Here is a 22668-nt window from a genome sequence, read left to right as displayed (position 1 = left end):
GACTAAGGTAAGGGAGAAACCGAAGTCGTGATGGAAAAGGATTCGCGGTGAAGAAGTACCTCCCCCTAGCGTGTGCCCCGCTGTGCCTGGCTGCCCTCTCAGGCTGCAGCATCCTCCAGCCGCCGGACGCGGGCCCGCAGGACAACATCGTGGTGTCCAGCTCGGAGCCGCCGACCTTTGAGGCTAAAGACGTGGACGCCGAAGAGGTGACCTCTAACCTGGCGGCACCGGTCAAGGACAAGGGCCTCAACGTGGAGTATGAGCTGCAGGGCCTGTACTCCGGCGGCGGTGGAACGGTGCTCACGGTAAAGATCCACAACCTCAACGAGGTGCCCATGCCTGCCGACGCCCTCCCGGAACCCACCCTCGAGCGCGCCGACGGCAACGGCGGCTGGGCCACCGTGGATTCGATTGATGTTGACCCCGCTGTCCACCCAGATGTAGCCGCGCCGGGCTTGGACCACCCGCTGGGGGCAGGCGCGTCCACCAACCTCCAGTATGTCTATGACGTTGCCCCCGGCAACCTGTGGAACGCGCGCTTTAGCATCGGCAACGTGCGTTTTGTAGGAGACCTCAATCTATGACGGAACTCGTCGTTCTAGCCTCGCCCGAGGGCAAACCCGCAGGCGTAGCTGAGAAGGCCGCCGTCCACACCGCGGATACTCCGCTGCACTTTGCTTTCTCCGCCTGGGTGGTGCGCGGAGGCGAGCTGTTGCTGACTCGCCGCGCCCTGTCCAAGCTGACCTGGCCTGGTGTGTGGACCAATTCCTTCTGCGGGCACCCGGGCCCGGACGAGCCGACTGCCGCCGCCGTCATACGCCGCGCCCAGTTCGAACTTGGCCTCAGCGGCACACCTCACTTAGTGCTGCCGGATTTTGCCTACCGCGCCGTGGATTCCTCCGGCGTGGTGGAAAATGAAATCTGCCCGGTCTATCTCTTCGAAACCGAAGACGATCCGGCTCCCAACCCAGAGGAGGTGGACTCCTTCGCGTGGGTCCCGGTGCGCGATGTCCTCGCTGCCGCCGATGCCACGCCATTCGCCTTTAGCCCGTGGATGGTTGAGGAGCTGGCCCACGAGCCGCTGCGCGAGGCCCTGTTGGCCTAAAGCAGGCTGCCATCCTGGGCGAAGGCCGCCGAGATGTAATCCAGGCTGGAATAGGCCACGCGGTTTTCGCCGTTATCCAGGTTGTATTCCCAGATAGCGTGCTCGGGGCGGTAGGCCTCGAAACCGGGCTCGCCGGTGCGCACGAAGTCCCGCAGCCACTGTGCTAGCTCCGTATCCCCGAAGAGCGGGCGCAGCTCTTCGCAGTGCAAGGCCGGGCCCGAGGAGCGGGTGAACTCCACCATCCAGGTCTTACCCGGTGCCTTCTCTGCCACCTCGGCCGCCCAGCGGCGGATGATGGCATCACCCACCAACCGTCCCATAGGGCGGTCCTTATCCATGTGCTGTGCCACCTGATACCACGGCTTGAAACCGTTGCGGGGAAAGCCAAAGCGCGGGGCCACATAGCGCAGGATGAGGCCGCGGAAAGGGGAGCGGTCGATCTTCTGCGTGGCCGGGATGTTGTAGAACTCGTCTCGGGTGCTGGCGAGGATGAGGGGGACGTCGGCAAGCTGCCCACACTCCAGTGGGGTGGGGCCCAGCGCCATATCGAGGCTGTACTTCTTGCGGAACTTGGCGTAGCCGGCCGCGAGCTCCTCCTTATCCATCGCCGCCAGGGAGGAGCGCGTGATGGGCTTCTTCATCACCTGGCGCAGCGTGGCCTTGCGCTCCTCGAAGCTCTCCCGCGGGAAGCCCGGGGAGAGCGCCACGGCGCGGCGAAAAGCCCCGCGGTAGTGATCGCGCCGACACAACCAGAGAACGGCATTAGCGCCGGCAGACTGGCCCACGACGGTGACGTTGGTGGGGTCGCCGCCGAAGGACTCGATGTTGCGCTGGATCCATTCCAAGCCCAGCTGCAGGTCCTCGATGGCGCGGTAGTGGTTGGGCTCATCATCGCGGAAGCGGGCCAGGCCCGGCAGGCCCACGCGGTAGCCCAGCTGCACGTGGACCATGCCCGCCTCCGCAGTCGGCGTGCCCTCCGCCCGGGGGTCCTCGTGGGAGCCGTGCTCGTAGCGGCCGCCGTGGATGTAGACCAGGGTGGGTGCTAGGGCGGCGGTGCGATTGCCGGGCGCGGGGGCGGTGATGGTCAGCGCGACCTTCTCCGGATGCGGTTCGCGCGCGTCCTGGTCACGCGGCGGGGCGGGCTCGGGGTTGTCGAAATCTCCCGGGATGTGGGAGTACTCGATGGAGTGGAAATGGGCCACGTCCCCATCGAGGTAGCCGGTGATGGTGCCCGCGGGGCAGGTGACGTCGAAAGGTGCACTGCTCATGGACAACAGGCTACCCTGAGGGCATGGAATGGCTCGTGCAGGCGCCAGTGTGGGCGCAGATGGCGGTGCTCGCCGTGACCGCAGTGCCGGCCGCGACCGTCATGGGGTGGGTGCTGATGTGGGGTATCGACCGTGTGAATTCGTGGCTAGCACCCGCGACTAGGATAAAGAAACATGACTGACGATGATCACCGCGAAGGCCTGTGGGACCCCGAGCGCCCGCAGCCTCCCCACCGCAAACGCGCACTGCCTAAGTCCCGAGTGAGCGTGACCCTCTGGCTGATGATCGCGCTCATCGTCGTGGTGGCCATCGTCGGCGTTGTTTTTTAAGGGGGTCTTCCTGAAGGGAAGACGCCGCTAGGGGCGCCGCGCTTGCCGACGCCCCTCCTAGCCCTAGCGCCCGGCACCCGGCCTCGTGGCGGCCTGGGCGAGGCGCTGGTAGAGCTCCTGCTTCGGCAGATCCTCCAACAACACCGGCTTGCCGGCGGTATCGCACAGCGGGATGCACCAGTTGGGGTATTGGTCCTTTGTCGTGCCCGGCTGGTTTTGGGCGCGCACGTCACCGACCATGTCCACCAGGTTGGTCACCGTCAGCGCCGACGGGGTTCCCGCGATGTAGCGGTGCAGGGCAACGAGCATGTCCTTTTCGCTCTCGCGGTTGTCCAACATGCCATAGGCCTGCAGGTTGTCCTTGACCTTTTCCTGCCACGCGCGGTCCTCGGCTTCTTCTTCCGCCACTGGGCGGGTCAGCAGACCCAAGCGGGCGCGCAGCGCGATGTGGTCGCCGCGCAGGAAGGCGAGCGTCGGCGGCAGATCGTGCGTGCCCACCGAGGACATGGCCATCTGGCGGTATTGATCCTGCGGGCGCGGGGTGGGGCCGTCCTCGGCGTGCTCAAACCAGATGATCGTGGTACCCAGCACACCCATATCGCGCAGAGCGTTTTGGACCCACGGCTCCAGGGTGCCCAGGTCCTCGCCCACGAGCACTGCGCCGGCGCGCTCAGCCTCGAGCGCGAGGATGCCGAGCATAGCCTCCCAGTCATAGGACACGTAGGTGCCGTTGAGCGGGGTGGAGTGGCGCGGGATCCAGTACAGGCGGAACAGGCCGAGCACGTGGTCAACGCGCAGGCCGCCGGCGTTGCCCAGCATCGTACGCAGCAAGTCACGCCACGGCTGGTAGCCGGATTCCGCCAGGCGGACCGGGTGCCACGGCGGCTGAGACCAGTCCTGGCCCTGCTGGTTGTAATCATCCGGCGGGGCGCCCACCGAACACTGCGGGGCGAGGTATTCCGCCAGGTTGACGGCGTCGGCACCGGCGGGGTGGATGCCCACGGCCATGTCGGTGATAAGCCCGATGCTCATGCCGGCGTCGAGCGCGCGGCGCTGGGCAGCATCTAGCTGCTCATCGCAGAGGAACTGCAGCCAGGAATAGAACTCAGCCAACTCGCTGACGTCAAGGCTCAGCGCGTGGCGACGGCCGCTGTGGCGTTCGAGCTCGGTCTCGGCGCACCACAGCGCGAAGTTACGCAGGCCACGGCCCTCGCGGCGCTGGTACTCGCTAAAGGCGGTGCGGCGCTCTGGGGTCATCCCCTTGTTGAAGAGCTCCTGGAGGACCTGCAGCTTGGCCTCGAAGATGGAATCACGATCAATCTCTTCTGCAGACAGGTTGCGCTCGCGGAACTCGGCGGCCAGCTCGGCCACGTCATCCTGGAGTTCCGGGCTGAGTAGTTTCAGCTCCGGGACGTCCTCGATGCGGATATAGATCGGATTGATGAATCGCCGCGTGGTGGGCAGGTAGGGCGAGTCTTCCACCGGCGGAATCGGCTCGCCAGCATGCAGCGGATTAATAAGGAGGAAGTCGTAGTCCGGCGCCAGCAGTTCCGCCAGCTCTGCCAAGTCACCGAAATCACCCATGCCCCAGGACTTCTCGGAACGCACTGAGTACAGCTGCGCCATCGCACCCGCCGCGGGGCGCTCAAGGTAGCGATCCGCCGTGCTCAGGTGGTTCGGCACGACGATGAGCGGGCACTCGTGCTCTCCGATGCCGGGAGAGGACAGGAGCAGCTTATGGAATCCGAGAGGCAGGTCGCCGGGGACGTGGAAGCTTGCCTCGCCCCACATGGTTCCGGAGACGTCGGCAGCCGGGGCATCGTTGGGGTCCTGGTAAGTCGGGCGGGTCTCGCCGCTTTCCAATTCGATGGTGACGGAGACCGGATCCCCGTCGTGGACGTGGACGGCGAAGGACTTTTCGGCGCCTTCGCGGGCCACCACGCAGGGCGGCAGCGGGCGGGAAGCCCGAGCGAGGTAGTCCTCGAAGAGGGCTTGGGTTAGCTCCTCATCGTCCGGACGGTCGGAGATAGAGACGCCGAGTGCGCGCAGCGTGTAGGTGATTGTCTCCTCGCTGACGTACACAGGCTGTCCGTTCTGGGCGGTGTACTCGCAGGCCACACCGTGGCGTTGGGCAAGTTCTTGAAGCAGATCACGGGTAGTCACATCCCCCAATTGTGCCACGCCCTCCCCACGCGCGTAATAAATCAGGTTGGTAGAGTGGGCTGGAATTTAGTTTTTGTGGGAAAGGACACAACTGTGACTTTGAATGAAGCGCACACCAAAGCGGAATTCGAGATCAAGGACGGCGAAACGTGCCTTACCGCCATGATGGCTACGGCGCACGCCCGCCCACATGGCGTGCTGTTTACCCGCCCGGCGAATTACGAGTGGGTCAACGTCACCGCCAAGGAATTCGTCGAGGAAGTCTACGCGGTGGCCAAGGGGCTCATCGCCTTCGGCGTGGAGCAGGGTGACCGCGTGGCGCTCATTTCCACCACCCGCTATGAGTGGTCCCTGCTGGACTACGCCATCTGGGCCGCCGGTGCGGTTTCCGTTCCGGTGTACCCCTCGTCGTCGATGTCCCAGGTTCAGTGGATTATCGAGGACTCCGGCGCAATCCTCGCCATCACGGAAACCCGCGAGCACTCCGAGCTGGTCAAGCACCTGAAGCTGCAGGAGGACGGCACCCCGCAGCTGCACGGTTCCCCCTCCCAGCTGCGCCGTGTTCTGGAAATCAACTCTTCGGCCGTCGATACGCTGAAGTTTGAGGGACGCGACATCAGCGACGACACCGTCAACCAGCGCATCGAAGCCACGCACACTGACGACGTCGCCTCCCTGGTGTACACCTCCGGCACCACCGGGCGCCCCAAGGGCTGCATGCTGACCCACCGCAACTGGCTGGCGGAAGCCCGCGGGTTGCTGACCAACCCGATTGGCGCCATCGCCGTGCCGGGCGCACACGTCCTGACCTTCCTGCCGCTGGCGCACGTCTTCAGCCGTGCGGTGTCACTGGCCGTCACCATCGGTGGTGCGTCCCAGAACCACTGGGCGGACTTCAGCACCATCACCGTTGAGTTCGCTCGTTCCCGCCCGAACCTGATTCTCGGCGTTCCGCGCGTGTTTGAAAAGGTGCGCAACGGTGCCTCCGCCAAGGCACATGGTTCCTCCGCGTTCAAGGGCGCGATCTTCGACAGCGCGGAGAAGGTCGCCATCGAATACTCCAAGGCACTGGACACCCCGGAGGGTCCCAACCGAGTCCTCAAGGCCAAGCACAAGGCCTTTGACAAGCTGGTCTATTCCGCCATCCGCCAGGCAATGGGCGGCGAGGTCAAGTACTGCATCTCCGGTGGCTCGGCCATCTCGCAGGATCTGCTGCACTGGTACCGCGGCATCGGCGTGACCATCTACGAGGGCTATGGACTTACGGAGACCGCAGCGGCTGCCGCCGTGGACTTCGTGGATCAGTCCATCGGCACCGTCGGCCCGCCGCTGGGCGGAACGACGATGCGCATTAACGAGGACGGCGAGATCCTGATCAAGGGCGATATCGTCTTCAAGGGCTACTGGCAGAACCCGGAAGCCACCGAGAATGCCCTGCAGGATGGCTGGTACAACACCGGCGACCTCGGTGAGATCAACGAAGAAGGCAAGCTCGTTATCACCGGCCGCAAGAAGGACCTCATTGTGACTGCGGGCGGCAAGAATGTCTCGCCCGGCCCGATGGAAGATATCCTGCGCTCCCACCCGCTGATCTCCCAGGCCATGGTGGTCGGTGACGGCAAGCCCTTCGTCGGCGTGCTGCTCACCCTGGATGAGGACGCGCTCAAGCGCTGGAAGGCGGACCACAACATCGCCGCGACCAAGGGGATGCGTGAGGTAGCTGCCGATCCGGCGCTGCGCGCGGATATTCAGGACGCCATCAACCAGGTCAACGCCACCGTCTCCCACGCGGAGGGTATTAAGAAGTTCGTCATCCTGGATCAGGACCTCACCGAGGAAAGCAACGAGCTCACCCCAACCCTGAAGGTCAAGCGCTATGTGGTGGCCCAGCGCTATGCGGCCGACATCGAGCGCCTCTACGCCGGCAAGAAATAAGGCTGGACGGAGTCTGTGAATTCCTTCGGAGTGTCGCGCAGCCGAATGCGAGGATCTCTAATAGAGTCAGCGGGGTCAGAAAAACTCTAAACCTCAACTAGAGGTTCTCACGGGAAGGGCGGCCTATGCACAAGATCGCAGCCGAGCTGCGCCACCGTGAGCTGACCCAAGAAATCTATAACATCGGCGATGAAGTCGTCGACTACATCGAGCACCTCATCGAGGCCATCGAGGACTGGGACGATGAACTCTCCCTCGACTGCTTGGCCGAGCTGGGGGATATCGTCGAAGACGCCCGCGTGGATTCCGGGCGCTGCGTCGGCGAGCTCATCGGCCTGCGCCAGGCGCTGGTCTCCGGCCTGAAGTCCGGCACTATCTCGGCTGCCTCCTCCGGCGACAATGACGTCGAGGAACCGAAACAGCTCACCGCCCGCGCGCTCGCTGAGGGCCTGCCCATCTCCGGCCCGCCTGTCGTGGTCTCCGAGCTGGCAGAAACCCTGCGCGGCCGTACCGCCGCGGTGGCTGCCTACCTGCGCGAGCTGGTGGAGTACGTGCTGGCGCAAACCGACGCGGTGGCCCGCAACCTCGACGTGGTCTCCCTGCCGAACCTGTACAAGCGCGCGGGAGAATCCTCTCTTATTGCCGTGCAGGCCTGGCGCCACACCGTCGTCGAGGCGCACCCCGCCTTCGTGCGCACCATGCGCGGGCACAATCCGCCGCCCTTCCTCGAGGAGCGCGCGCGTATCGACGCCGTCGTCGCCCGCGTCCGGGCTAAGCGCCAGAAGCAGGCCGCCACGACCGCTTAAGGAGCCGCATCACAGACTTCCTTGTTGCCAACACACAAGGACAAAAGGAAAGCGCCACCGAGATTCCCTCTCTCGGTGGCGCTTTTCGTTGCTTGGCGTGGCGCCTAGCGCGTACGCGCTAGGCCCCCGGGTTCTTGGCGGCCGGCGCGGCCTGGTCCAGCTGCTCCGTAATCTGCGGCCACAGCTGGCCCATGATGTCATCCCAGGTCAGGATCCACACGGTCTTGTCCTTGGTGGGCTTGCCCACCATGACGAGCTGCTCGTTGCGGGCGCGCATCTGATCCAGAGTCTTCTGCACGGTCGAGGAGGAGCTCACCGCCAACGCGGGGCGGGAGAACTCCAGCACCGGGGTTTCCGGATCCGCCAGCAGGGTATCGCGGACGTGGACGATGCGCGGAATGCGCGAGGCGCGAGGGTAGACCAGCACGCGCATGATGGACTTGTTTACGACGAGGTCGTGCAGCTCAGCCACCGTGGCATCGGAAGACAGAGGCAAGATTTCCGAGCCGTGCTCGCGGGCCAATTGTGCGGCGGTGGACGCTTCTAGCTCGATGACGCCGGTGATCTGGTTCGCGGAGTCGTCGTCAAGCGTGCCCGTCTGCCGCGAGTGCTCGACGAGGTGGCGCAGGGTCTCCGCGTCATAGCCGGCCGCACCGGCGCGGTCGACGGGTTCCTCGCCGGTCATGAGCACCAGCTTGTTCGCCATCTTGTTAATCCAGATCAGCAGCGGGCGGAAGAGCCAGATGAAGCCGCGGGCAGGAACCGCAATGAGCTGCAGGGCCGTCTCCGGGTGGGCGATGGCCCAGGACTTCGGCGCCATCTCACCGATGACCAGGTGTAGGAAGGTCACGACGAAAAGTGCGAGGAGGAAGGAGACGACGTCAGCAACGCCCAGCGGCAAGCCGAGGGCCTCCAACGGACTCATGAGCAGGTGATGGACCCACGGCTTGGTCACGGCACCGAGGACGAAGGTTGCGGCGGTAATGCCCAGCTGGGCGCCGGCCAACATGATGGTCAGCTCGTTGAGCGAGCGAAGGCCCGCGCGCGAGGCAGCGGAGGATTCCGCGGTTTCCTCCAGACGGTTGCGGCGCGCACCCATGAGGGAGAACTCGATGACCACGAAGAAGCCGGAGGCAGCAATGATGAGAATGGTGATGAGGGGGTTGAACCACCAGGTATCAGTCATTAGTCATCGTCTCCTTCCGGGAATTCCTCCACCAGCTCGAGGGCTAGGACGGAGGGCACGTGGCGGTCGATTTCCTCGACGCGCACGTTAAGCGTGCGGGTGGGGGCTTCGTCGCCGTCGACCCAGTCTTCCGGCTCGGCCTCCAACTCGATGGCGAGCTCTTCGCCTTCCTCCGGCAGCGTGCCGGACTGCGCGATGAGCAGGCCGGCGACGGTTTCGAAATCACCCTCGGGCAGGTCGTGGCCGATGGCGCGCTCGATCTCGTCAATGGGGGTGTCACCGTCGACGATCCAGTGCGTTTCGTCTTGCTCGGTGATCTCTTCGGTCTCTTCGAGGTCGTGCTCATCGGTGACATCGCCGAGGATCTCCTCGGCCAAGTCCTCCATGGTCACAATCCCGACGAAGCCGCCGTATTCGTCGATGACGCAGGCGAGTTTCTCGTCGGCGTCGCGAAGCTCTGTGACGACGTCGGGAAGCGGCATGAGCTCCGGCACTACCACGGGTTCCTTCATGATTTCGCGGGCCGGGGTGGCCACGGGCAGCTCGGTGCCCAGCACGTCGTAGAGGTGCACCACGCCGATGGGATTGTGCTCATCGTCGATGATGGGGTAGCGGGTGTGGTTCTCCGACATCATCTCGCGCACCTCGCCGATGGTGGTCTCCGGCTCAATGACATCCACGCGCGAGCGCGGAATCATGGCGTGTCCCACGTCGTGTTCGGGGAAGTCGAGGAGGCGGTCGAGCACCAGGTAGGTGTCCTCATCCAAGTCGCCGGCCTCGTGGGAGGCATCCACGATGGACTCCAGGTCATCGGTGGTGGCAGAGGAATCGACATCCTCCACCGGTTCGATGCCGAAGACCTTGAGGATGGCGTTGGAGGAATACTCGAAGAAGTGGATCAACCAGCCGAAGATCTTGAGGTACCACATCGTGGACGCGGACAGCCACAGCGCTGTCTTCATGGGGGCGGCGATGGTGTAGTTCTTCGGGAAGAGCTCGGCAAAGAGCATCGTGAGAACCGTCGACACGGCCAGCGCGGTCACCGTACCGATGGCAACGGACACGCCCGTGGGCACGCCCACGCCGCCGAGCAGCTGGCCCAGGCCTTGGCCCACGAGGGGCTCGGCCACATAACCAATAAGCAGGCCCGTAATCGTGATGCCCAGCTGTGCGCCGGAGAGCATGAAGGAGGTTTTCTGCGTGATTTTGAGCGCGCGCTCCGCTGGTTTATCCCCAGTCGCAGCGCGCTGGCGCAGCTGCGTGCGGTCCACGGACATGAAGGCGAATTCTTGCGCGACGAAGTACGCGTTGGCCACGATAATGAGAGCGATGACGGCGAAACCCGCCACAATCATCAGGATGGCAGATAACACGGCTTACCCCACCGCCTTAAGGAGACGGCGGGGACATCGACTCGGAGGTTCCACGAAAAAGGGGGCCTTTCTTCACTATCGGGGTTGCAAATCTGCACTATAGACTACCGCTTCAACGGTTTAGTCGGTTATTTTGTTCCCCATGGATCCCTTCGGTCTTTATATTCACGTTCCCTTCTGTGCCTCGCGCTGTGGCTACTGCGATTTCAACACCTATACGCCCGGTGAGCTGGGAGGGGATCTGACCAGCGATTATCTGGCTGCGCTGGAGAAAGAGCTGGAGATGGGGGCGGCCCAGGTAGGCCGTGAGGCCGAAACAGTTTTTATCGGTGGCGGCACGCCGAGCTTGTTGGGTGCCGAGGGGCTGGGCCGTGTGTTGAATCGGGTGCGCGACACCTTTGGCCTAGCCCCAGACGCGGAGGTCACCACGGAATCCAACCCGGAGTCGACCTCGCCGGAGTATTTCGCCGGGCTTCTCGACGCCGGCTTCACCCGCCTCTCCCTCGGCATGCAGTCCGCCTCACCGGGCGTGCTCGCAGTGCTCGAGCGAGCCCACACCCCGGGCCGTGCCTTCGATGCTGCCCGCGAGGCTAGTGCCGCGGGCTTCGAGCACGTCAACCTGGACATGATTTATGGCACGCCGACGGAAGAGGACGCCGACGTTGCCCTGACCTTGGAGCGCGCCCTGGAGACCGGGGTGGACCACATCAGTGCGTATTCGCTCATTGTGGAGGACGGCACGCGCATGGCCCGCAAGGTATCGAAGGGCCTGCTTCCGGCTCCGGACGAGGACGTTCTGGCCCGGCGCTATGAGATGATCTCCTCCACGCTCGAGGCCGAAGGCTTTGAATGGTACGAGGTCTCCAACTGGGCCAAGCCGGGTGGGGAGTGTCAGCACAATCGCATCTACTGGGTGGACGGCAATTGGTGGGGCGCGGGCCCGGGCGCGCATTCGCATTTGGGCAACGAGCGCTTCTTCAACGTGAAGAACCCGCGGACCTATATCAAGGCCGTGGGCGAGGGGGAGCTGCCCATCAAGGATCGCGAGGAGCTCAGCGCCGCCGATCGCCACACCGAGCGCATCATGCTGGGCCTGCGCCTGCGCGAGGGCATCCCCGCGTCCTGGCTAGCGCCGGCGGCGGAGCCAGTCATGGCTGACTACATCTCTCGCGGCCTGCTCGAGCGCGCCGGCGACCACCTCCGCGTGACCAAGGCGGGACGCCTGCTCGCGGATGGGATCATCACCGACCTCCTTGTCGCCGAAGATACCGCCGAAGGCACCGCTCGCTAGGGGCTTGCCCCGCCTGCGGGCCGACCTCCGGATCCGCATCAGCTGGCTCATTAGCGGCCGTACCCTGCTCGTGGCCTGTCCTCAGCCTTCCGCACATGGTTCCAGTGGAAAGGTTCTAGTCATAAGGTTTGTTTGGGGGCAAACAAACCTTCCTTAGGCTGCTAGAAGGTTCGTTTGGGGGCAAGTAAACCGTATGACCTGAACCATCTGAGTAGAACCAGCTGTGTGATGCAACCGCGAAGCTGCGAAGAAGTGGCTAGGCCTTGGCCTTTCGACGTCGAGGAGACATGGGGACTTAAGGTTAGCTCCGCCGGGAATTTGTTAGTTTTGCTCCTGTCGTCGGGAAGTTTGATAGCGGTGTTAGTTTCTCTCTCCACGTCGAGAAACCTGTTAGTCGCTCTCGATATTGCTAGTATTAGTGGCATGGATGACGCCTTAAACCCCTATACTCCTGGCTCGGGCATCGTGCCGACAGTTCTTACTGGGCGCGAGAGAGACCTTCATGCGTTTGACAATCTTGTCAAACGCGTCCAGAACGGATTGCTTGGCCGTCCAATGTTGCTCGTTGGCTTGCGTGGAGTGGGTAAGACCGTGCTGCTCAACCAATTAAAAAGGAAGGCTGACCAAGCCGACTGGCTAACGATTAAGTTTGAGGCTTCGCAGGGGGCACGTGGACGAGAAGGAGCCCGCCGTGCTCTAGCGCAAGGTTTAGCCAAAGCCTCTTTGCGCTATCGGACGAAAGCCAAGGTATCTGAGGGTTTTCACTTTATTGCTGCGGCCGTAAAATCTTTTTCGCTCTCGGTAGGACAAAGCATTATTGACCTTGGGGTTGAAGTAGGAGATATTCCTCCGGCAACAGGAAACCTCGAGCTTGATCTGCACGATGTGATCGAGGCCATCACTACGACGCTCCTCAAGGAGGATAAAGCTTTAGGAATCTTCATCGACGAAATGCAAGACCTTGATGAAGAGCTGCTCGAAGCACTCATTTCTGCACAACATGAAGCAGCGCAGCTGGGCTTGCCTTTTTACATTATTGGCGCTGGGCTCCCGAGTCTGCCAGGGATTCTGGCGGAGTCCCGCTCTTATGCAGAGCGAATGTTCGAGGTGCGCCAAATTGGCAGGCTCGAAATGTATGCCGCAGTTGCCGCCTTCCGTGAACCTGCGCGGACACAGAATGTGGAATTTGACGATGAAGCAGTTGAATATCTAGCTAATGTATCGGGGCAGTATCCGTATTTCATCCAGGAATTTGGTGCACAAATGTGGCGCACTGCGCGAACTTCACCTATGGATTCCGATGCAGCTCGACGCGCCGCGCGGCTTGGAATTGAGCAGTTGGACCGCGGGTTTTTCCAAGCCAGGTGGGATCGCGCTACTCCAGCCGAGCGGGACTACTTGACCGCGATGGCAAAGGTTGGCGGAGAGGAAATCTCGAGCAAGGACATCGCGGACATCTTAGGTAAAGACACGAAGAAACTGGGTCCTGTGCGAGCCAAGCTCATTAGTAAAGGATTGATCTATGCTCCAGAACACGGCAGGGTGAGCTACACTGTGCCAAATTTTGACGACTTCATCGCCCGCCAGAACGGATAGCCTTAAAGACATGTCCAGCTCCACCGATGCCCGCCGCCAAGAGGTCCTGCGCGCCATCGTCGCGGACTATATCGCCTCGCAATCGCCCGTCGGCTCCAAGGCCCTGCTCGAGCGCTACCAGCTGGGCGTGTCCTCGGCGACGATTCGCAATGACATGGCCGTGCTCGAAGCCGAAGGGCTCATCGCCCAAGAACACGCCAGCTCCGGGCGCGTGCCCACGCAGAAGGGTTACCGCCAGTTCGTCGATACGCTCCACGACGTCAAACCGCTGTCCACACCCGAGCGCCGCGCCATGCTCTCCTTCCTCGAAGGCGGGGTCGACTTGGAAGACGTTTTGCGCCGCTCCGTCCAGCTGCTGGCCCAGGTGACCAAGCAAGCTGCGGTGGTGCAAATGCCAAACCTCAAGGTCTCCCGCGTGAAGCATTGCGAGGTTGTCGCATTGTCACCGGTGCGTCTGCTCTTGGTGTTGATTACGGACAATGGGCGCGTCGATCAGCGCAATGTGGAGCTCGATGATGTCATCGACCCCGAGCAGACCCACCGCCTGCGCGATATCCTCAACACTGCTCTGGAGGGCAAGACGCTCACGGAAGCCTCGGTGGAGCTGGCCGCGCTTGTCGACGACTCCCCGGCCGACATCCGCCCCTACCTCCTCAAGGCGGCGACGACGCTGATTGAAACCCTCGTGGAGCAGCCCTCCGATCGCCTGATTATGGCCGGCACCTCCAACCTCACCCGCGTGGCCTTGCCCGAGGGCCTGCCCTCTATCATCGAGGCTCTTGAAGAGCAGGTCGTGGTGCTGAAGTTGCTGGCCCGCGTGCCGGACCTAGGCAATGTATCGGTCTCTATTGGCGAGGAAAACGAGGCCGATGAGCTGCGCCAAACCTCCGTCGTGGCCACGCGCTATGGTCTCGGCACCGGCTCGGAGGCTGCAGCACTCGGCGGGCTCGGTGTGGTGGGGCCGACGTATATGGATTATTCGGGAACAATCTCCAAGGTCTCTGCCGTTGCACGCTATGTGAGTGAAATTTTGGCGGGCGAGTAAGCTGGCCCGTCGGATTAGATTTAGTATCAACGAGATATAGAAGGATGACAGTACGTGGCTCGTGACTACTACGGCATTCTTGGTGTAGAAAAGTCGGCGTCGGATGCCGAGATTAAGAAGGCCTACCGCAAGCTGGCGCGCAAGTACCACCCGGACGTCAACCCGGGCGATGAGGAGGCCGCGGAGAAGTTCCGCGAGGCTTCCCTTGCACAGGAGGTTCTGCTGGATTCGCAGAAGCGCCGGGTTGTGGACATGGGTGGTGACCCCATGGAGGAGCGCGCGGCCCAGGGCGGCGGCTTTGGTGGTTTCGGTGGCGGCGGCCTCGGCGATATCTTCGCCGAGTTCTTCGGCGGGGGAGCTGCCTCCCGCGGCCCGCGTTCCCGCGTGCAGCCGGGCGATGATGCGCTCCTGCGCACCACCATTACCCTCGAGGAGGCCTATAGCGGCGTTAAGCAGCAGGTCAAGGTGGATACCGCTGTGGTTTGTGACCGCTGTGAGGGAACCGGTTCTGAGTCCAAGTCCAAGCCGGTGACCTGTGATCACTGCGGCGGCATGGGCCAGGTCCAAGAGGTCCAGCGCAGCATGTTGGGCAACATGATGACCACCCGCGATTGCCCGAAGTGCTACGGCTTCGGCGAAGTAGTCACCGATCCTTGTGGCCACTGCGGCGGTGATGGCCGCGTGCGCAAGCGTCGCGATATTACGGTGAATATCCCCGCCGGCATTGGTGATGGCATGCGCATCCGCATGGCGTCCCAGGGCGAGGTCGGCCACGGCGGCGGCCCCGCTGGCGACCTGTACGTTGAGGTGCACACCGAGCCGCACCCCGTCTTCGAGCGCAACGCCGATGACCTGCACCTGACCGTGCGCGTGCCCATGGTGGATGCCGCGCTGGGTGCTTCGTGCACCGTCGAGCAGCTCGACGGCGAGGAGCTCACCATCGATATCGCGCCGGGCACCCAGCCGGGCGAGTCCATCACCCTCCAAGGAAAGGGCATGCCGCGCCTGCGCACCGACGGCTTTGGCAACCTCCACGCCCACGTGGATGTTGTTGTCCCGACTGACCTGGATAAGAAGACCCGCGAGGCACTGGAGAAGGTGCGTGACGCCGGCCACGGCGGCACCGAGGTGCACCACGCCGGGGATGACCAGGGCGAGTCCCTCTTTAGCCGCTTCCGCGATAAGTTCCGCCGCTAATGTCTCTGCCCGTCTTCCTCCACCCGGACCTGTCCCACGCTGAGGTCGGCCAGCCCGTGGGCCTCGATGGTGCGGAGGGCCGCCACGCGGTCACCGTTAAGCGCATGACCCCGGGCGAGAGCCTGGTGCTTATCGACGGGTCTGGGCGCCGCGCTACCGCCACCATCACTGAAACGCAGGGCAAGGACACGCTGGTCGCGCTTGTCGACGACCTCGCGATCCTCCCCGAACCCTCCCCGAGGGTGGTCGTGGTCCAGGCTATCCCCAAGTCTGAGCGCGCCGAACTCGCCGTCGACCTGGCCACCCAGGCCGGGGCGGATGAGATCATTGCCTGGCAGGCGGATCGCTGCGTGTCCAAGTGGGATGCCAAGAAGGCCCCGAAGGCGCTAGCGAAGTGGGAATCTGCTGCCGTGGCGGCGGCGAAGCAATCGCGCCGAGTGCGCGTACCCGCGGTGCGCGGCCCGCTGACTACCCGCCAGCTATGCCAGGAGATATCTGGCGCCCGCGCCTTGGTCCTCCACGAGGACGCCACGCTACGCCTCAAAGACTTGAATGACCTTGACACCACCGACACGATCTACCTGCTGGTGGGGCCGGAGGGCGGCATCGGCGCGGAGGAACTAGCCCGCCTACAGGACGCCGGTGCGACGGCGATCAAGTTGGGGCCGGAGGTGTTGCGGACGGCGTCGGCAAGCATGGTGGCCTTGGCCAGCATCGGCACGTTGACTGGGCGCTGGTAGCCTTTTGGGCGTGCCTATTATCACCACCAAGTTTGATCTCGACTCCGCCTACCTCGCCACCGTGCTGGGGCCGGCGGACGATAACCTGCGCGTTTTGGGCAACCTCGTGGGTGTGGACCTCTTCGCTCGCGGCACCACAGTCACGGCTGCCGGACCGGATTATGAGGTGGCCCGCGCACGCAAGGTTTTAGAGGAGCTCGAGGCGATTGCCCGCCGTGGACATCCGGTGAGCACGGATACGGTGAAGCACACTCTGGACCTGGTGGCCGTGGAGGCCCCGGCGTCTGTGTCCGAGACGCTCGCGGCCGATATCGTCTCGCGCCGCGGCAAGGCTGTGCGGCCGAAGACTCTTGGGCAGTCGCGCTATGTGCAGGCCATCGATGAGAACACGATTGTCTTCGGTATCGGTCCGGCCGGTACCGGTAAGACCTACTTGGCGGTGGCCAAGGCGGTGCAGGCCCTGCGCGCCAAGCAGGTTAGCCGCATTATCTTGACCCGCCCGGCCGTGGAAGCGGGGGAGAAGCTGGGCTTTTTGCCGGGCACGCTCAACGACAAGATCGATCCTTATCTGCGCCCGTTGTACGACGCTTTGCGGGACATGATCGATCCGGAGATGATTCCGAAGCTCATGGAGGCCGGCATTATTGAGGTCGCCCCCTTGGCCTATATGCGTGGCCGCACGCTCAACGATGCCTTCGTCATCCTCGACGAGGCCCAAAACACCACACCGGCGCAGATGAAAATGTTCCTGACTCGTTTGGGCTTTGGCTCCACCATCGTAGTGACCGGCGATATTTCCCAGGTGGACTTGCCCGGCGGCCAGGTCTCCGGGCTGCGTCTGGTGCGCCGCATCCTGAAGGGCGTGCCGGATATCCACTTCGCGGAACTAGGCTCTGCTGATGTGGTGCGCCACCAACTGGTCGGGCGCATTGTCGAGGCCTACGATAACTTTGCTGAGCAGGAGGAGAAGAAATGAGCATCGAGTTTATTAACGAGTCCGGTTATGACGGCGTCAACGAGGAGATGCTGATCGACGTCTGCTCCTACGCCCTCGGCCGCCTCGACGTGAATCCGGATGCCGAGTGCACCATTACCGCGGTGGATCTGGATACCATCGCGGAGCTGCACGTGCGCTGGATGGACCTGGAAGGCCCGACGGACGTGATGAGCTTCCCCATGGATGAGCTCACCCCGGGCGCTACCGCAGGCCGCCCTGATGCGGTGGAGGCCGGCCCTGCGATGCTGGGCGATATCGTGCTTTGCCCGGAGTTTGCCCAGCGCCAGGCCACAGCCGCCGGCCACTCACTGGGCCACGAGCTGGCTCTGCTGACCGTGCATGGCTGCCTGCACCTGCTGGGCTATGACCACACCACTGCGGCGGAGGAGAAGGAAATGTTCGGCCTGCAGAACGAGCTGCTGGCGGACTGGTATGAGGACTTGGCGGCGCGTGGCGTGAGCTACCAGCCCAAGCCTTCTGGCCCGAAGGCCTTCCCGGATGCCGCTGAGCGTGCCGAGCTGGATAAGGAAGTTCCCGGCGGCGGCCTGTAATCCGGATGTGAGTGGGCCCACCGCCTGTGTCTGTTGCGGACAAACACAGGCAGTGCGTTTGCTTAAATGGGGCTAATCGTTGAGGTGCGTGGTGGGGCGTAGCACAATGGAGAGCTATGAATATCCTCTCCATCCAGTCCCACGTCACCTTCGGCCACGTGGGCAATTCCGCAGCAGTCTTTCCTCTTCAGCGCGCTGGCCATGAGGTATGGCCTATCCACACGGTGAACTTCTCCAACCACACCGGTTACGGCGATTGGGGCGGGCCGATGATCCCGGCAGACCAGGTCACGGCGATTGTGGATGGCATCGAGAAGCGCGGCGCCTTCCCACGCATCGATGCGATTTTGTCTGGCTACCAGGGCGGCCCGGACATCGCCGGTGCCATCGTGGATGCTGTGAACCGCATCAAGGCTGTGAACCCGAATGCCCTCTATGCCTGCGACCCGGTGATGGGTAACGCCAAGTCCGGCTGCTTCGTCTCCGATGAGATTCCGCCGCTGCTGCGCGATAAGGTCGTTCCGGTCGCGGACATCATCACCCCGAATCAGTTTGAGTTGGGCTACCTAACCGATTCCGAGGTGGGCACCTTGGAGCAGACCCTCGCCGCGGTGAAGCGCGCACAGGAGATCGGCCCGAAGACCGTGCTGGTGACCTCGGTGCAGCGTCCGGAAACCGGTGAGGATGAGATTGAGATGCTCGCCGTTGACGGTGAGCGCGCCTTCCTGGTGACCACCCCCAAGCTGCCGTTCAAGCGCAACGGCTCGGGTGATGTCACGGCCTCGCTTTTCACCGGCCACTACGTGGAGACGCATGATGCGAAGGAAGCGCTCAAGCGCACCGCGTCTTCCGTCTTCGACTTGCTGCAGAACACCTACGAGGCAGATTCCCAGGAGCTGCTGCTCATCGAGTCGCAGGACGTCTTTGCCAACCCGCAGCTGCAGTTCCAGGTCGAGGAGCTCTAGCTTTCACACCTCTTCCGCTGCCCGCGCGCCTTTGCAGCCTTGGGCTCTGTCTGGTTTTCTTGGCCTCGCGCACCAGCCTGAGCCTTGGTCTTGCTTGGTCTCGCGCGCCAGTCTGATCCTTGGCCTGCAAAAGGTGTCCGACAAATGGCATCCCCGCAGAAGGCATCTGTCAAAAGGCGTTTTCACGCCTGAAAACGCCTTTTGCGGCGTCCAGATGGCGTTTTTACCACCAAAGACGCCCTTTGACAGACGCCATTTGCAAGGTGCCATTTGGCGCAAGCTTTTTCGCAGTCGCCATGCGGCGGATACGCCCGCGCCATCAACTTTCACCCTCACCTCACCGCTGCTTTCGCGGATCCTCTCAACGATGTCGGTTCCAGCCATAAGGTGCTACTCACATGGTTCGGGTCAGAAGGTTCTCTTGGGGGCAAACAAACCTTCTGGAGGCCGCTAGATGGTTCGTTTGGGGGCAAGGAAACCTTATGACTAGAACCGCCTGACTCGAACCATCTGCAGGGCGGATGACCCCCGGAGGAGCACAGAAGGTCCCTTTAGTCTGGTCCCTTCGCACACTAAAGGGACCATTTAGCACGCGAAAACCGGCACCAGATAGTCCCTTTGCACAGAGAAGGGACCAGAGTAGAAGGACCAAACTACAAGGACCATCTGCCGGCGTATCGGCAGGAAGATTTGCGGGCCGCACGGCGAGAGCCCGAGCAGAGCGATACAACAAGAACGGGACTCGGCAGCTGTTGCGTTATGATATGAGGCAATATGAGCACTGATTTCGATGCCGCCTTCGCGGACCTACCAGCCGAGGGCGAAGCCACCGCCGCCGACTACTCGCAGTACACCGACACGCCCGAGGGTTTTCGCTCCGGCTTCGTGTCCTTTGTCGGCCGCCCCAATACTGGCAAGTCCACCCTGACCAACGCGTTGGTGGGGCAGAAGATCGCCATCACCGCTGACCAGCCGGAAACCACCCGCCATCCCATCCGTGGCCTAGTCCACCGCGAGGATGCGCAGATCGTCCTCGTCGACACGCCCGGCCTGCACCGCCCGCGAACTCTGCTTGGCGAGCGCCTCAACGAGGTGGTCAAAGACACTTACGCCGACGTCGACGTCATCGGCCTGACCATCCCCGCGGATGAGAAGATTGGCCCCGGAGACCGGTGGATCCTGGAGAACGTCCGCAAGGTCGCCCCGAAGACCCCCATCATCGGCATCGTCACCAAGCTGGATAAGGCCTCCAAGGACCAAGTCGGCGCCCAGCTGCTCGCCCTGCATGAGCTGCTCGCCGAAGAGAACCCCGATGCCGTGGTCATCCCAGTTTCCGCCACCGAGCGCGTGCAGCTGGATGAGCTGACCCAGGTCATCGTGGACCACCTCCCCGAAGGCCCCAAGTTCTACCCCGATGACCATGTCACCGACGAAGACCAGTCCAAGCGCATCGCCGAGCTGATCCGCGAGTCCGCGCTGTCTGGCCTGAAGTACGAGCTGCCGCACTCCGTCGCCGTCGAAGTCGATGAGATTCTGCCCAGCCAGGAGCGCCCCGACGTCCTCAACGTCCACGCCATCCTCTACCTGGAGCGCCCCGGCCAGAAGCGCATCATTGAGGGCAAGGATGGCCGCCGCTTCCGCCGCATCGTGGGCACCGCCCGCAAGGAAATCATTCAGCTGCTCGGCCAGAACGTCTATCTTGACCTGCGTATTAAGGTGCTCAAGAATTGGCAGTCGGACCCGAAGGCGCTGGGCCGCCTGGGTTTCTAAATGCGCGAAAACTTCCGCGACCGCGCCCTCGTCATCCGCTCCTATGATTTCGGCGAGGCGGATCGCATCATCGTGCTCTTGACCCGCCACCACGGCCTCGTGCGCGGGGTGGCCAAGGGTGTGCGCCGCGCCAAGTCGCGCTTCGGCTCCCGCCTGCAGCTCTTCGTCAACCTCGACGTGCAGCTCTACCCCGGCCGCAACCTCTACACCATCACGCAGGCAGACACGGTGGACTATTTCGGAGCGCGCATCATCGAGGATTACGAGCGCTACACCGCTGCCTGCGCCGCCCTCGAATCCGCCGAGCGCCTCGCCGCCGCCGACGCGCCCGGCGATCCCTACCTTTACGAGGCCTGCGTCGATGTCCTCGACAAGCTGCAGCACGGCGATCCGCTCCTGCTTCTCGACGCCTTCCTCCTCAAAGCCATGTCCCATGCCGGCTGGGCTCCCAGCCTTTTCGATTGCGCCCAGTGCCAAAGACCCGGCCCGCACCACGCCTTCCACCCAGCCGTGGGCGGCGCCGCCTGCCACCAATGCCGTCCACCAGGCGCCGCCGAGGTAGACCCAGAAACCCTGCACCACATGTGGCTCATCGCCCATGACCACCCCAGCCAGCCGACAAACGCCCAAGCCCAAGAGGCCCATCGCCTCACCCGCGCGCACCTGCAATGGCATCTTGAGCGAAGCGTTGGCGCGCTGGGGATCATGGAACAGTAGACTGTAACCCGTGATTACGCCTGACCCGAACCGAGTCCTCCACCCGCCCGCTATCCCGCAGGAGTTCCTGCCGCGCCACATCGCGCTGGTCATGGACGGCAACGGCCGCTGGGCAGAGGAGCGCGGCATGAAGCGCACCGAAGGTCACCGTCGGGGAGAAGCAGTGCTTCTCGACGTCGTCGATGCCTGCCTTTCCCTTGGTGTTCCTTACCTTTCCGCCTATGCCTTCTCCACCGAGAATTGGCGCCGCAGCGCCGAGGAAGTGCGCTTCCTCATGGGTTTTAACCGCGATGTGCTGCGCCGCCAGCGCCACTGGCTCAACGAGAGGGGAGTGCGCGTGGTCTGGGCCGGCCGCCGCCCGCGCCTGTGGCGCTCAGTTATCAAGGAGCTCGAGGCCGCCGAGGAGCTGACCAAGGACAACACCAAGATGACTCTGGTGATGTGCGTGAATTACGGTGGGCGCGCCGAGCTTGTCGACGGCATCCGGGAGCTCGCCGAGCAAGTCTCCCGTGGCGAGCTCGACTCGCGCTCCATCAACGAGAAGACGGTGAGCTCGGTGATGTATGACCCCGATATGCCGGACGTGGATTTGTTCTTGCGCCCCTCCGGTGAGAAGCGCACTTCGAACTTCCTGCTGTGGCAGTCGGCCTACGCAGAGATGATTTACCAGGACAAGCTTTTCCCGGACTTCACGCCGGAAGACTTGTTCGCCGCGGTGGAAGAGTACGCGCGGCGTGACCGCCGCTTCGGCGGCGTCAAATAGCCAGCATCGTTTCTAACGCCCGAAACTTTAGTTTCGGGCGCGGCACTCAGCGCAGATGCCGAAGATCTCGGCATCGTGCCCGGTGAGCTCGAAGTCGTGCTCCTTGGCTATAGAGGAGGCCCACTCTTCAATCGGGCCGCCATCGATCTCTTCGGTGCGGCCGCACTTGGTGCACACCAAGTGGTGGTGGTGCGCATCGCTCTCGCAGTGGCGGTAAAGGGTCTCGCCGGAGGGCATGTGGAGCGCGTCGACTGCGTCAATCTCCGAGAGTGATTGGAGCGTGCGATAGACGGTGGTGAGGCCGACTTTCTGGTTACCGTCGATAAGCGCCTGGTGAATGTCCTTGGCGGAGACGAACTTGTCGAGACTGCGCAGGACCTCAACGACGGCGGTGCGCTGGCGGGTATTGCGAGCGCCGAGTTTGGGAATACTGTCGTGGATGGCCATGGGGCTTAGTTTATCAACACACTTCCATTAAGAGGTGGCCAGTGAGGCGTCGCGAAGTAAAGGCAGCACCTTAGGGGCCACCAAAGAGTAACGGACTTCACGGCCGGTGCGTTCACTGTCGACGATGTTCGCGCGCTTGAGAACCCGCAGGTGCTGGCTGATAAGCGGCTGCGATTTGCCGGTCGCGGCGACCAGCTCGTGGACGTAGTGGTCGCGCTCGGAGAGGCGCTGAATGATATCGATGCGCAATGGTGAATCCAAAGCGCTAATCACGGTGGCAGCCGCCGCCAGATCAAAGGAAAGGGTGTCAGTCTGGGTGTTGGTCACGCCATTCACCTTCAGTCATATCTATTGATGGAGAGTTAAAAAGAGAGCTATCGGTACTATAGCCGAAGAATGCGGAAATGTGTATAAAATGCACCA

22 protein-coding genes are annotated in these 22668 nt (G+C 63.0%); 16 read left to right on the top strand and 6 right to left on the bottom strand.

The features are described 5' to 3' along the window. The first annotated feature begins 47 nt into the window (after nucleotides 1-47). Together HMPREF2808_RS09025 and idi are read left to right on the top strand one after the other, a co-directional pair. On the top strand, nucleotides 48-584 hold the full coding sequence (locus HMPREF2808_RS09025; RefSeq protein ID WP_070624492.1) for a hypothetical protein: 537 nt from the start codon (nucleotides 48-50) through the stop codon (nucleotides 582-584). Beyond that, the gene (idi, locus tag HMPREF2808_RS09020) at nucleotides 581-1105 is read left to right on the top strand and encodes an isopentenyl-diphosphate Delta-isomerase (RefSeq protein ID WP_070624491.1); all 525 of its coding nucleotides are present in this window, start codon (nucleotides 581-583) and stop codon (nucleotides 1103-1105) included. Before HMPREF2808_RS09025 ends, idi begins: the two co-directional genes overlap by 4 nt. Here the strand turns inward: idi and HMPREF2808_RS09015 are convergent. Beyond that, nucleotides 1102-2373 (bottom strand): carboxylesterase family protein, encoded by a 1272-nt coding sequence (locus HMPREF2808_RS09015; RefSeq protein WP_070519574.1) that lies wholly within the window; start codon nucleotides 2371-2373, stop codon nucleotides 1102-1104. The genes idi and HMPREF2808_RS09015 overlap by 4 nt on opposite strands. Before the next feature lie 174 nt (nucleotides 2374-2547). On the opposite strand from HMPREF2808_RS09015, the gene HMPREF2808_RS13540 reads away from it, so the two are divergent. Beyond that, the gene (locus tag HMPREF2808_RS13540; RefSeq protein WP_167595632.1) at nucleotides 2548-2703 is read left to right on the top strand and encodes a hypothetical protein; all 156 of its coding nucleotides are present in this window, start codon (nucleotides 2548-2550) and stop codon (nucleotides 2701-2703) included. A 63-nt stretch (nucleotides 2704-2766) separates the two neighbouring features. Here the strand turns inward: HMPREF2808_RS13540 and malQ are convergent, their stop codons facing one another. Beyond that, on the bottom strand, nucleotides 2767-4866 hold the full coding sequence (gene malQ, locus HMPREF2808_RS09010; protein ID WP_198530941.1) for a 4-alpha-glucanotransferase: 2100 nt from the start codon (nucleotides 4864-4866) through the stop codon (nucleotides 2767-2769). Between the two features lie 93 nt (nucleotides 4867-4959). Between malQ and HMPREF2808_RS09005 the strand changes: the two genes are divergently transcribed. Together HMPREF2808_RS09005 and HMPREF2808_RS09000 are read left to right on the top strand one after the other, a co-directional pair. Beyond that, nucleotides 4960-6801, top strand: coding sequence for an AMP-dependent synthetase/ligase (locus HMPREF2808_RS09005; protein ID WP_070519578.1), 1842 nt, complete (start codon nucleotides 4960-4962; stop codon nucleotides 6799-6801). Between the two features lie 125 nt (nucleotides 6802-6926). After that, on the top strand, nucleotides 6927-7607 hold the full coding sequence (locus tag HMPREF2808_RS09000) for a hypothetical protein (RefSeq protein ID WP_070519581.1): 681 nt from the start codon (nucleotides 6927-6929) through the stop codon (nucleotides 7605-7607). Nucleotides 7608-7725: 118 nt separating this feature from the next. On the opposite strand, the gene HMPREF2808_RS08995 is transcribed toward HMPREF2808_RS09000, so the two are convergent. Continuing rightward, nucleotides 7726-8793, bottom strand: coding sequence for a CNNM domain-containing protein (locus HMPREF2808_RS08995; RefSeq protein ID WP_070624490.1), 1068 nt, complete (start codon nucleotides 8791-8793; stop codon nucleotides 7726-7728). Beyond that, on the bottom strand, nucleotides 8793-10166 hold the full coding sequence (locus HMPREF2808_RS08990; RefSeq protein ID WP_070519585.1) for a hemolysin family protein: 1374 nt from the start codon (nucleotides 10164-10166) through the stop codon (nucleotides 8793-8795). Before HMPREF2808_RS08990 ends, HMPREF2808_RS08995 begins: the two co-directional genes overlap by 1 nt. 142 nt (nucleotides 10167-10308) lie before the next feature. On the opposite strand from HMPREF2808_RS08990, the gene hemW reads away from it, so the two are divergent. The 11 genes from hemW to HMPREF2808_RS08935 all read left to right on the top strand — a co-directional run bounded on the left by hemW (nucleotide 10309) and on the right by HMPREF2808_RS08935 (nucleotide 21798). After that, complete coding sequence (gene hemW / locus HMPREF2808_RS08985) at nucleotides 10309-11457, top strand: radical SAM family heme chaperone HemW (RefSeq protein WP_070519587.1); 1149 nt, start codon at nucleotides 10309-10311, stop codon at nucleotides 11455-11457. A 423-nt stretch (nucleotides 11458-11880) separates the two neighbouring features. Then, nucleotides 11881-13053 carry an ATP-binding protein gene (locus HMPREF2808_RS08980; protein ID WP_070520134.1) on the top strand — a complete coding sequence of 391 codons (1173 nt, stop codon included), beginning with the start codon at nucleotides 11881-11883 and terminating at the stop codon, nucleotides 13051-13053. A gap of 10 nt (nucleotides 13054-13063) precedes the next feature. Beyond that, the gene (gene hrcA, locus HMPREF2808_RS08975; protein WP_070624489.1) at nucleotides 13064-14098 is read left to right on the top strand and encodes a heat-inducible transcriptional repressor HrcA; all 1035 of its coding nucleotides are present in this window, start codon (nucleotides 13064-13066) and stop codon (nucleotides 14096-14098) included. Between the two features lie 54 nt (nucleotides 14099-14152). Then, nucleotides 14153-15295, top strand: coding sequence for a molecular chaperone DnaJ (gene dnaJ / locus HMPREF2808_RS08970; protein ID WP_070519590.1), 1143 nt, complete (start codon nucleotides 14153-14155; stop codon nucleotides 15293-15295). Beyond that, complete coding sequence (locus HMPREF2808_RS08965; RefSeq protein WP_070519592.1) at nucleotides 15295-16035, top strand: 16S rRNA (uracil(1498)-N(3))-methyltransferase; 741 nt, start codon at nucleotides 15295-15297, stop codon at nucleotides 16033-16035. Before dnaJ ends, HMPREF2808_RS08965 begins: the two co-directional genes overlap by 1 nt. A 10-nt stretch (nucleotides 16036-16045) precedes the next feature. Beyond that, nucleotides 16046-17011: a PhoH family protein gene (locus tag HMPREF2808_RS08960; RefSeq protein WP_070519594.1), complete on the top strand. Its 966-nt coding sequence runs from the start codon at nucleotides 16046-16048 to the stop codon at nucleotides 17009-17011. Continuing rightward, nucleotides 17008-17583 carry an rRNA maturation RNase YbeY gene (ybeY, locus tag HMPREF2808_RS08955; RefSeq protein ID WP_070513587.1) on the top strand — a complete coding sequence of 192 codons (576 nt, stop codon included), beginning with the start codon at nucleotides 17008-17010 and terminating at the stop codon, nucleotides 17581-17583. Before HMPREF2808_RS08960 ends, ybeY begins: the two co-directional genes overlap by 4 nt. Before the next feature lie 116 nt (nucleotides 17584-17699). Then, nucleotides 17700-18548 (top strand): pyridoxal kinase PdxY, encoded by an 849-nt coding sequence (gene pdxY / locus HMPREF2808_RS08950; RefSeq protein WP_070519596.1) that lies wholly within the window; start codon nucleotides 17700-17702, stop codon nucleotides 18546-18548. A gap of 774 nt (nucleotides 18549-19322) precedes the next feature. Further along, nucleotides 19323-20318: a GTPase Era gene (era, locus tag HMPREF2808_RS08945; protein ID WP_070519598.1), complete on the top strand. Its 996-nt coding sequence runs from the start codon at nucleotides 19323-19325 to the stop codon at nucleotides 20316-20318. Next, nucleotides 20319-21035, top strand: coding sequence for a DNA repair protein RecO (gene recO, locus HMPREF2808_RS08940; protein ID WP_070519600.1), 717 nt, complete (start codon nucleotides 20319-20321; stop codon nucleotides 21033-21035). A gap of 10 nt (nucleotides 21036-21045) precedes the next feature. After that, nucleotides 21046-21798: an isoprenyl transferase gene (locus HMPREF2808_RS08935; RefSeq protein WP_070519602.1), complete on the top strand. Its 753-nt coding sequence runs from the start codon at nucleotides 21046-21048 to the stop codon at nucleotides 21796-21798. Between the two features lie 27 nt (nucleotides 21799-21825). Here the strand turns inward: HMPREF2808_RS08935 and HMPREF2808_RS08930 are convergent, their stop codons facing one another. After that, entirely contained in the window at nucleotides 21826-22245 is a 420-nt protein-coding gene (locus HMPREF2808_RS08930; protein WP_070519604.1) for a Fur family transcriptional regulator, read from the bottom strand. Nucleotides 22246-22272: 27 nt separating this feature from the next. Continuing rightward, entirely contained in the window at nucleotides 22273-22572 is a 300-nt protein-coding gene (locus tag HMPREF2808_RS08925; protein WP_070519606.1) for an ArsR/SmtB family transcription factor, read from the bottom strand. Nucleotides 22573-22668 lie beyond the last annotated feature (96 nt).

The organism is Corynebacterium sp. HMSC078A10, assembly GCF_001811565.1.
GTDB classification, from domain to species: Bacteria; Actinomycetota; Actinomycetes; order Mycobacteriales; family Mycobacteriaceae; genus Corynebacterium; species Corynebacterium hesseae.
Note: the sequence above shows the minus strand (reverse complement) of the source record. Positions and strands in the feature narration are given on the sequence as shown.

What these genes read in the sequence shown, in the direction of transcription:
- idi (WP_070624491.1), top strand. Translation starts at nt 581, where the DNA reads ATGACGGAACTCGTCGTTCTAGCCTCGCCCGAGGGCAAACCCGCAGGC.
- HMPREF2808_RS09015 (WP_070519574.1), bottom strand. Translation starts at nt 2,373, where the DNA reads ATGAGCAGTGCACCTTTCGACGTCACCTGCCCCGCGGGCACCATCACC.
- HMPREF2808_RS13540 (WP_167595632.1), top strand. Translation starts at nt 2,548, where the DNA reads ATGACTGACGATGATCACCGCGAAGGCCTGTGGGACCCCGAGCGCCCG.
- HMPREF2808_RS09000 (WP_070519581.1), top strand. Translation starts at nt 6,927, where the DNA reads ATGCACAAGATCGCAGCCGAGCTGCGCCACCGTGAGCTGACCCAAGAA.
- HMPREF2808_RS08995 (WP_070624490.1), bottom strand. Translation starts at nt 8,793, where the DNA reads ATGACTGATACCTGGTGGTTCAACCCCCTCATCACCATTCTCATCATT.
- hemW (WP_070519587.1), top strand. Translation starts at nt 10,309, where the DNA reads ATGGATCCCTTCGGTCTTTATATTCACGTTCCCTTCTGTGCCTCGCGC.
- HMPREF2808_RS08980 (WP_070520134.1), top strand. Translation starts at nt 11,881, where the DNA reads ATGGATGACGCCTTAAACCCCTATACTCCTGGCTCGGGCATCGTGCCG.
- hrcA (WP_070624489.1), top strand. Translation starts at nt 13,064, where the DNA reads ATGTCCAGCTCCACCGATGCCCGCCGCCAAGAGGTCCTGCGCGCCATC.
- HMPREF2808_RS08965 (WP_070519592.1), top strand. Translation starts at nt 15,295, where the DNA reads ATGTCTCTGCCCGTCTTCCTCCACCCGGACCTGTCCCACGCTGAGGTC.
- ybeY (WP_070513587.1), top strand. Translation starts at nt 17,008, where the DNA reads ATGAGCATCGAGTTTATTAACGAGTCCGGTTATGACGGCGTCAACGAG.
- pdxY (WP_070519596.1), top strand. Translation starts at nt 17,700, where the DNA reads ATGAATATCCTCTCCATCCAGTCCCACGTCACCTTCGGCCACGTGGGC.
- era (WP_070519598.1), top strand. Translation starts at nt 19,323, where the DNA reads ATGAGCACTGATTTCGATGCCGCCTTCGCGGACCTACCAGCCGAGGGC.
- recO (WP_070519600.1), top strand. Translation starts at nt 20,319, where the DNA reads ATGCGCGAAAACTTCCGCGACCGCGCCCTCGTCATCCGCTCCTATGAT.
- HMPREF2808_RS08930 (WP_070519604.1), bottom strand. Translation starts at nt 22,245, where the DNA reads ATGGCCATCCACGACAGTATTCCCAAACTCGGCGCTCGCAATACCCGC.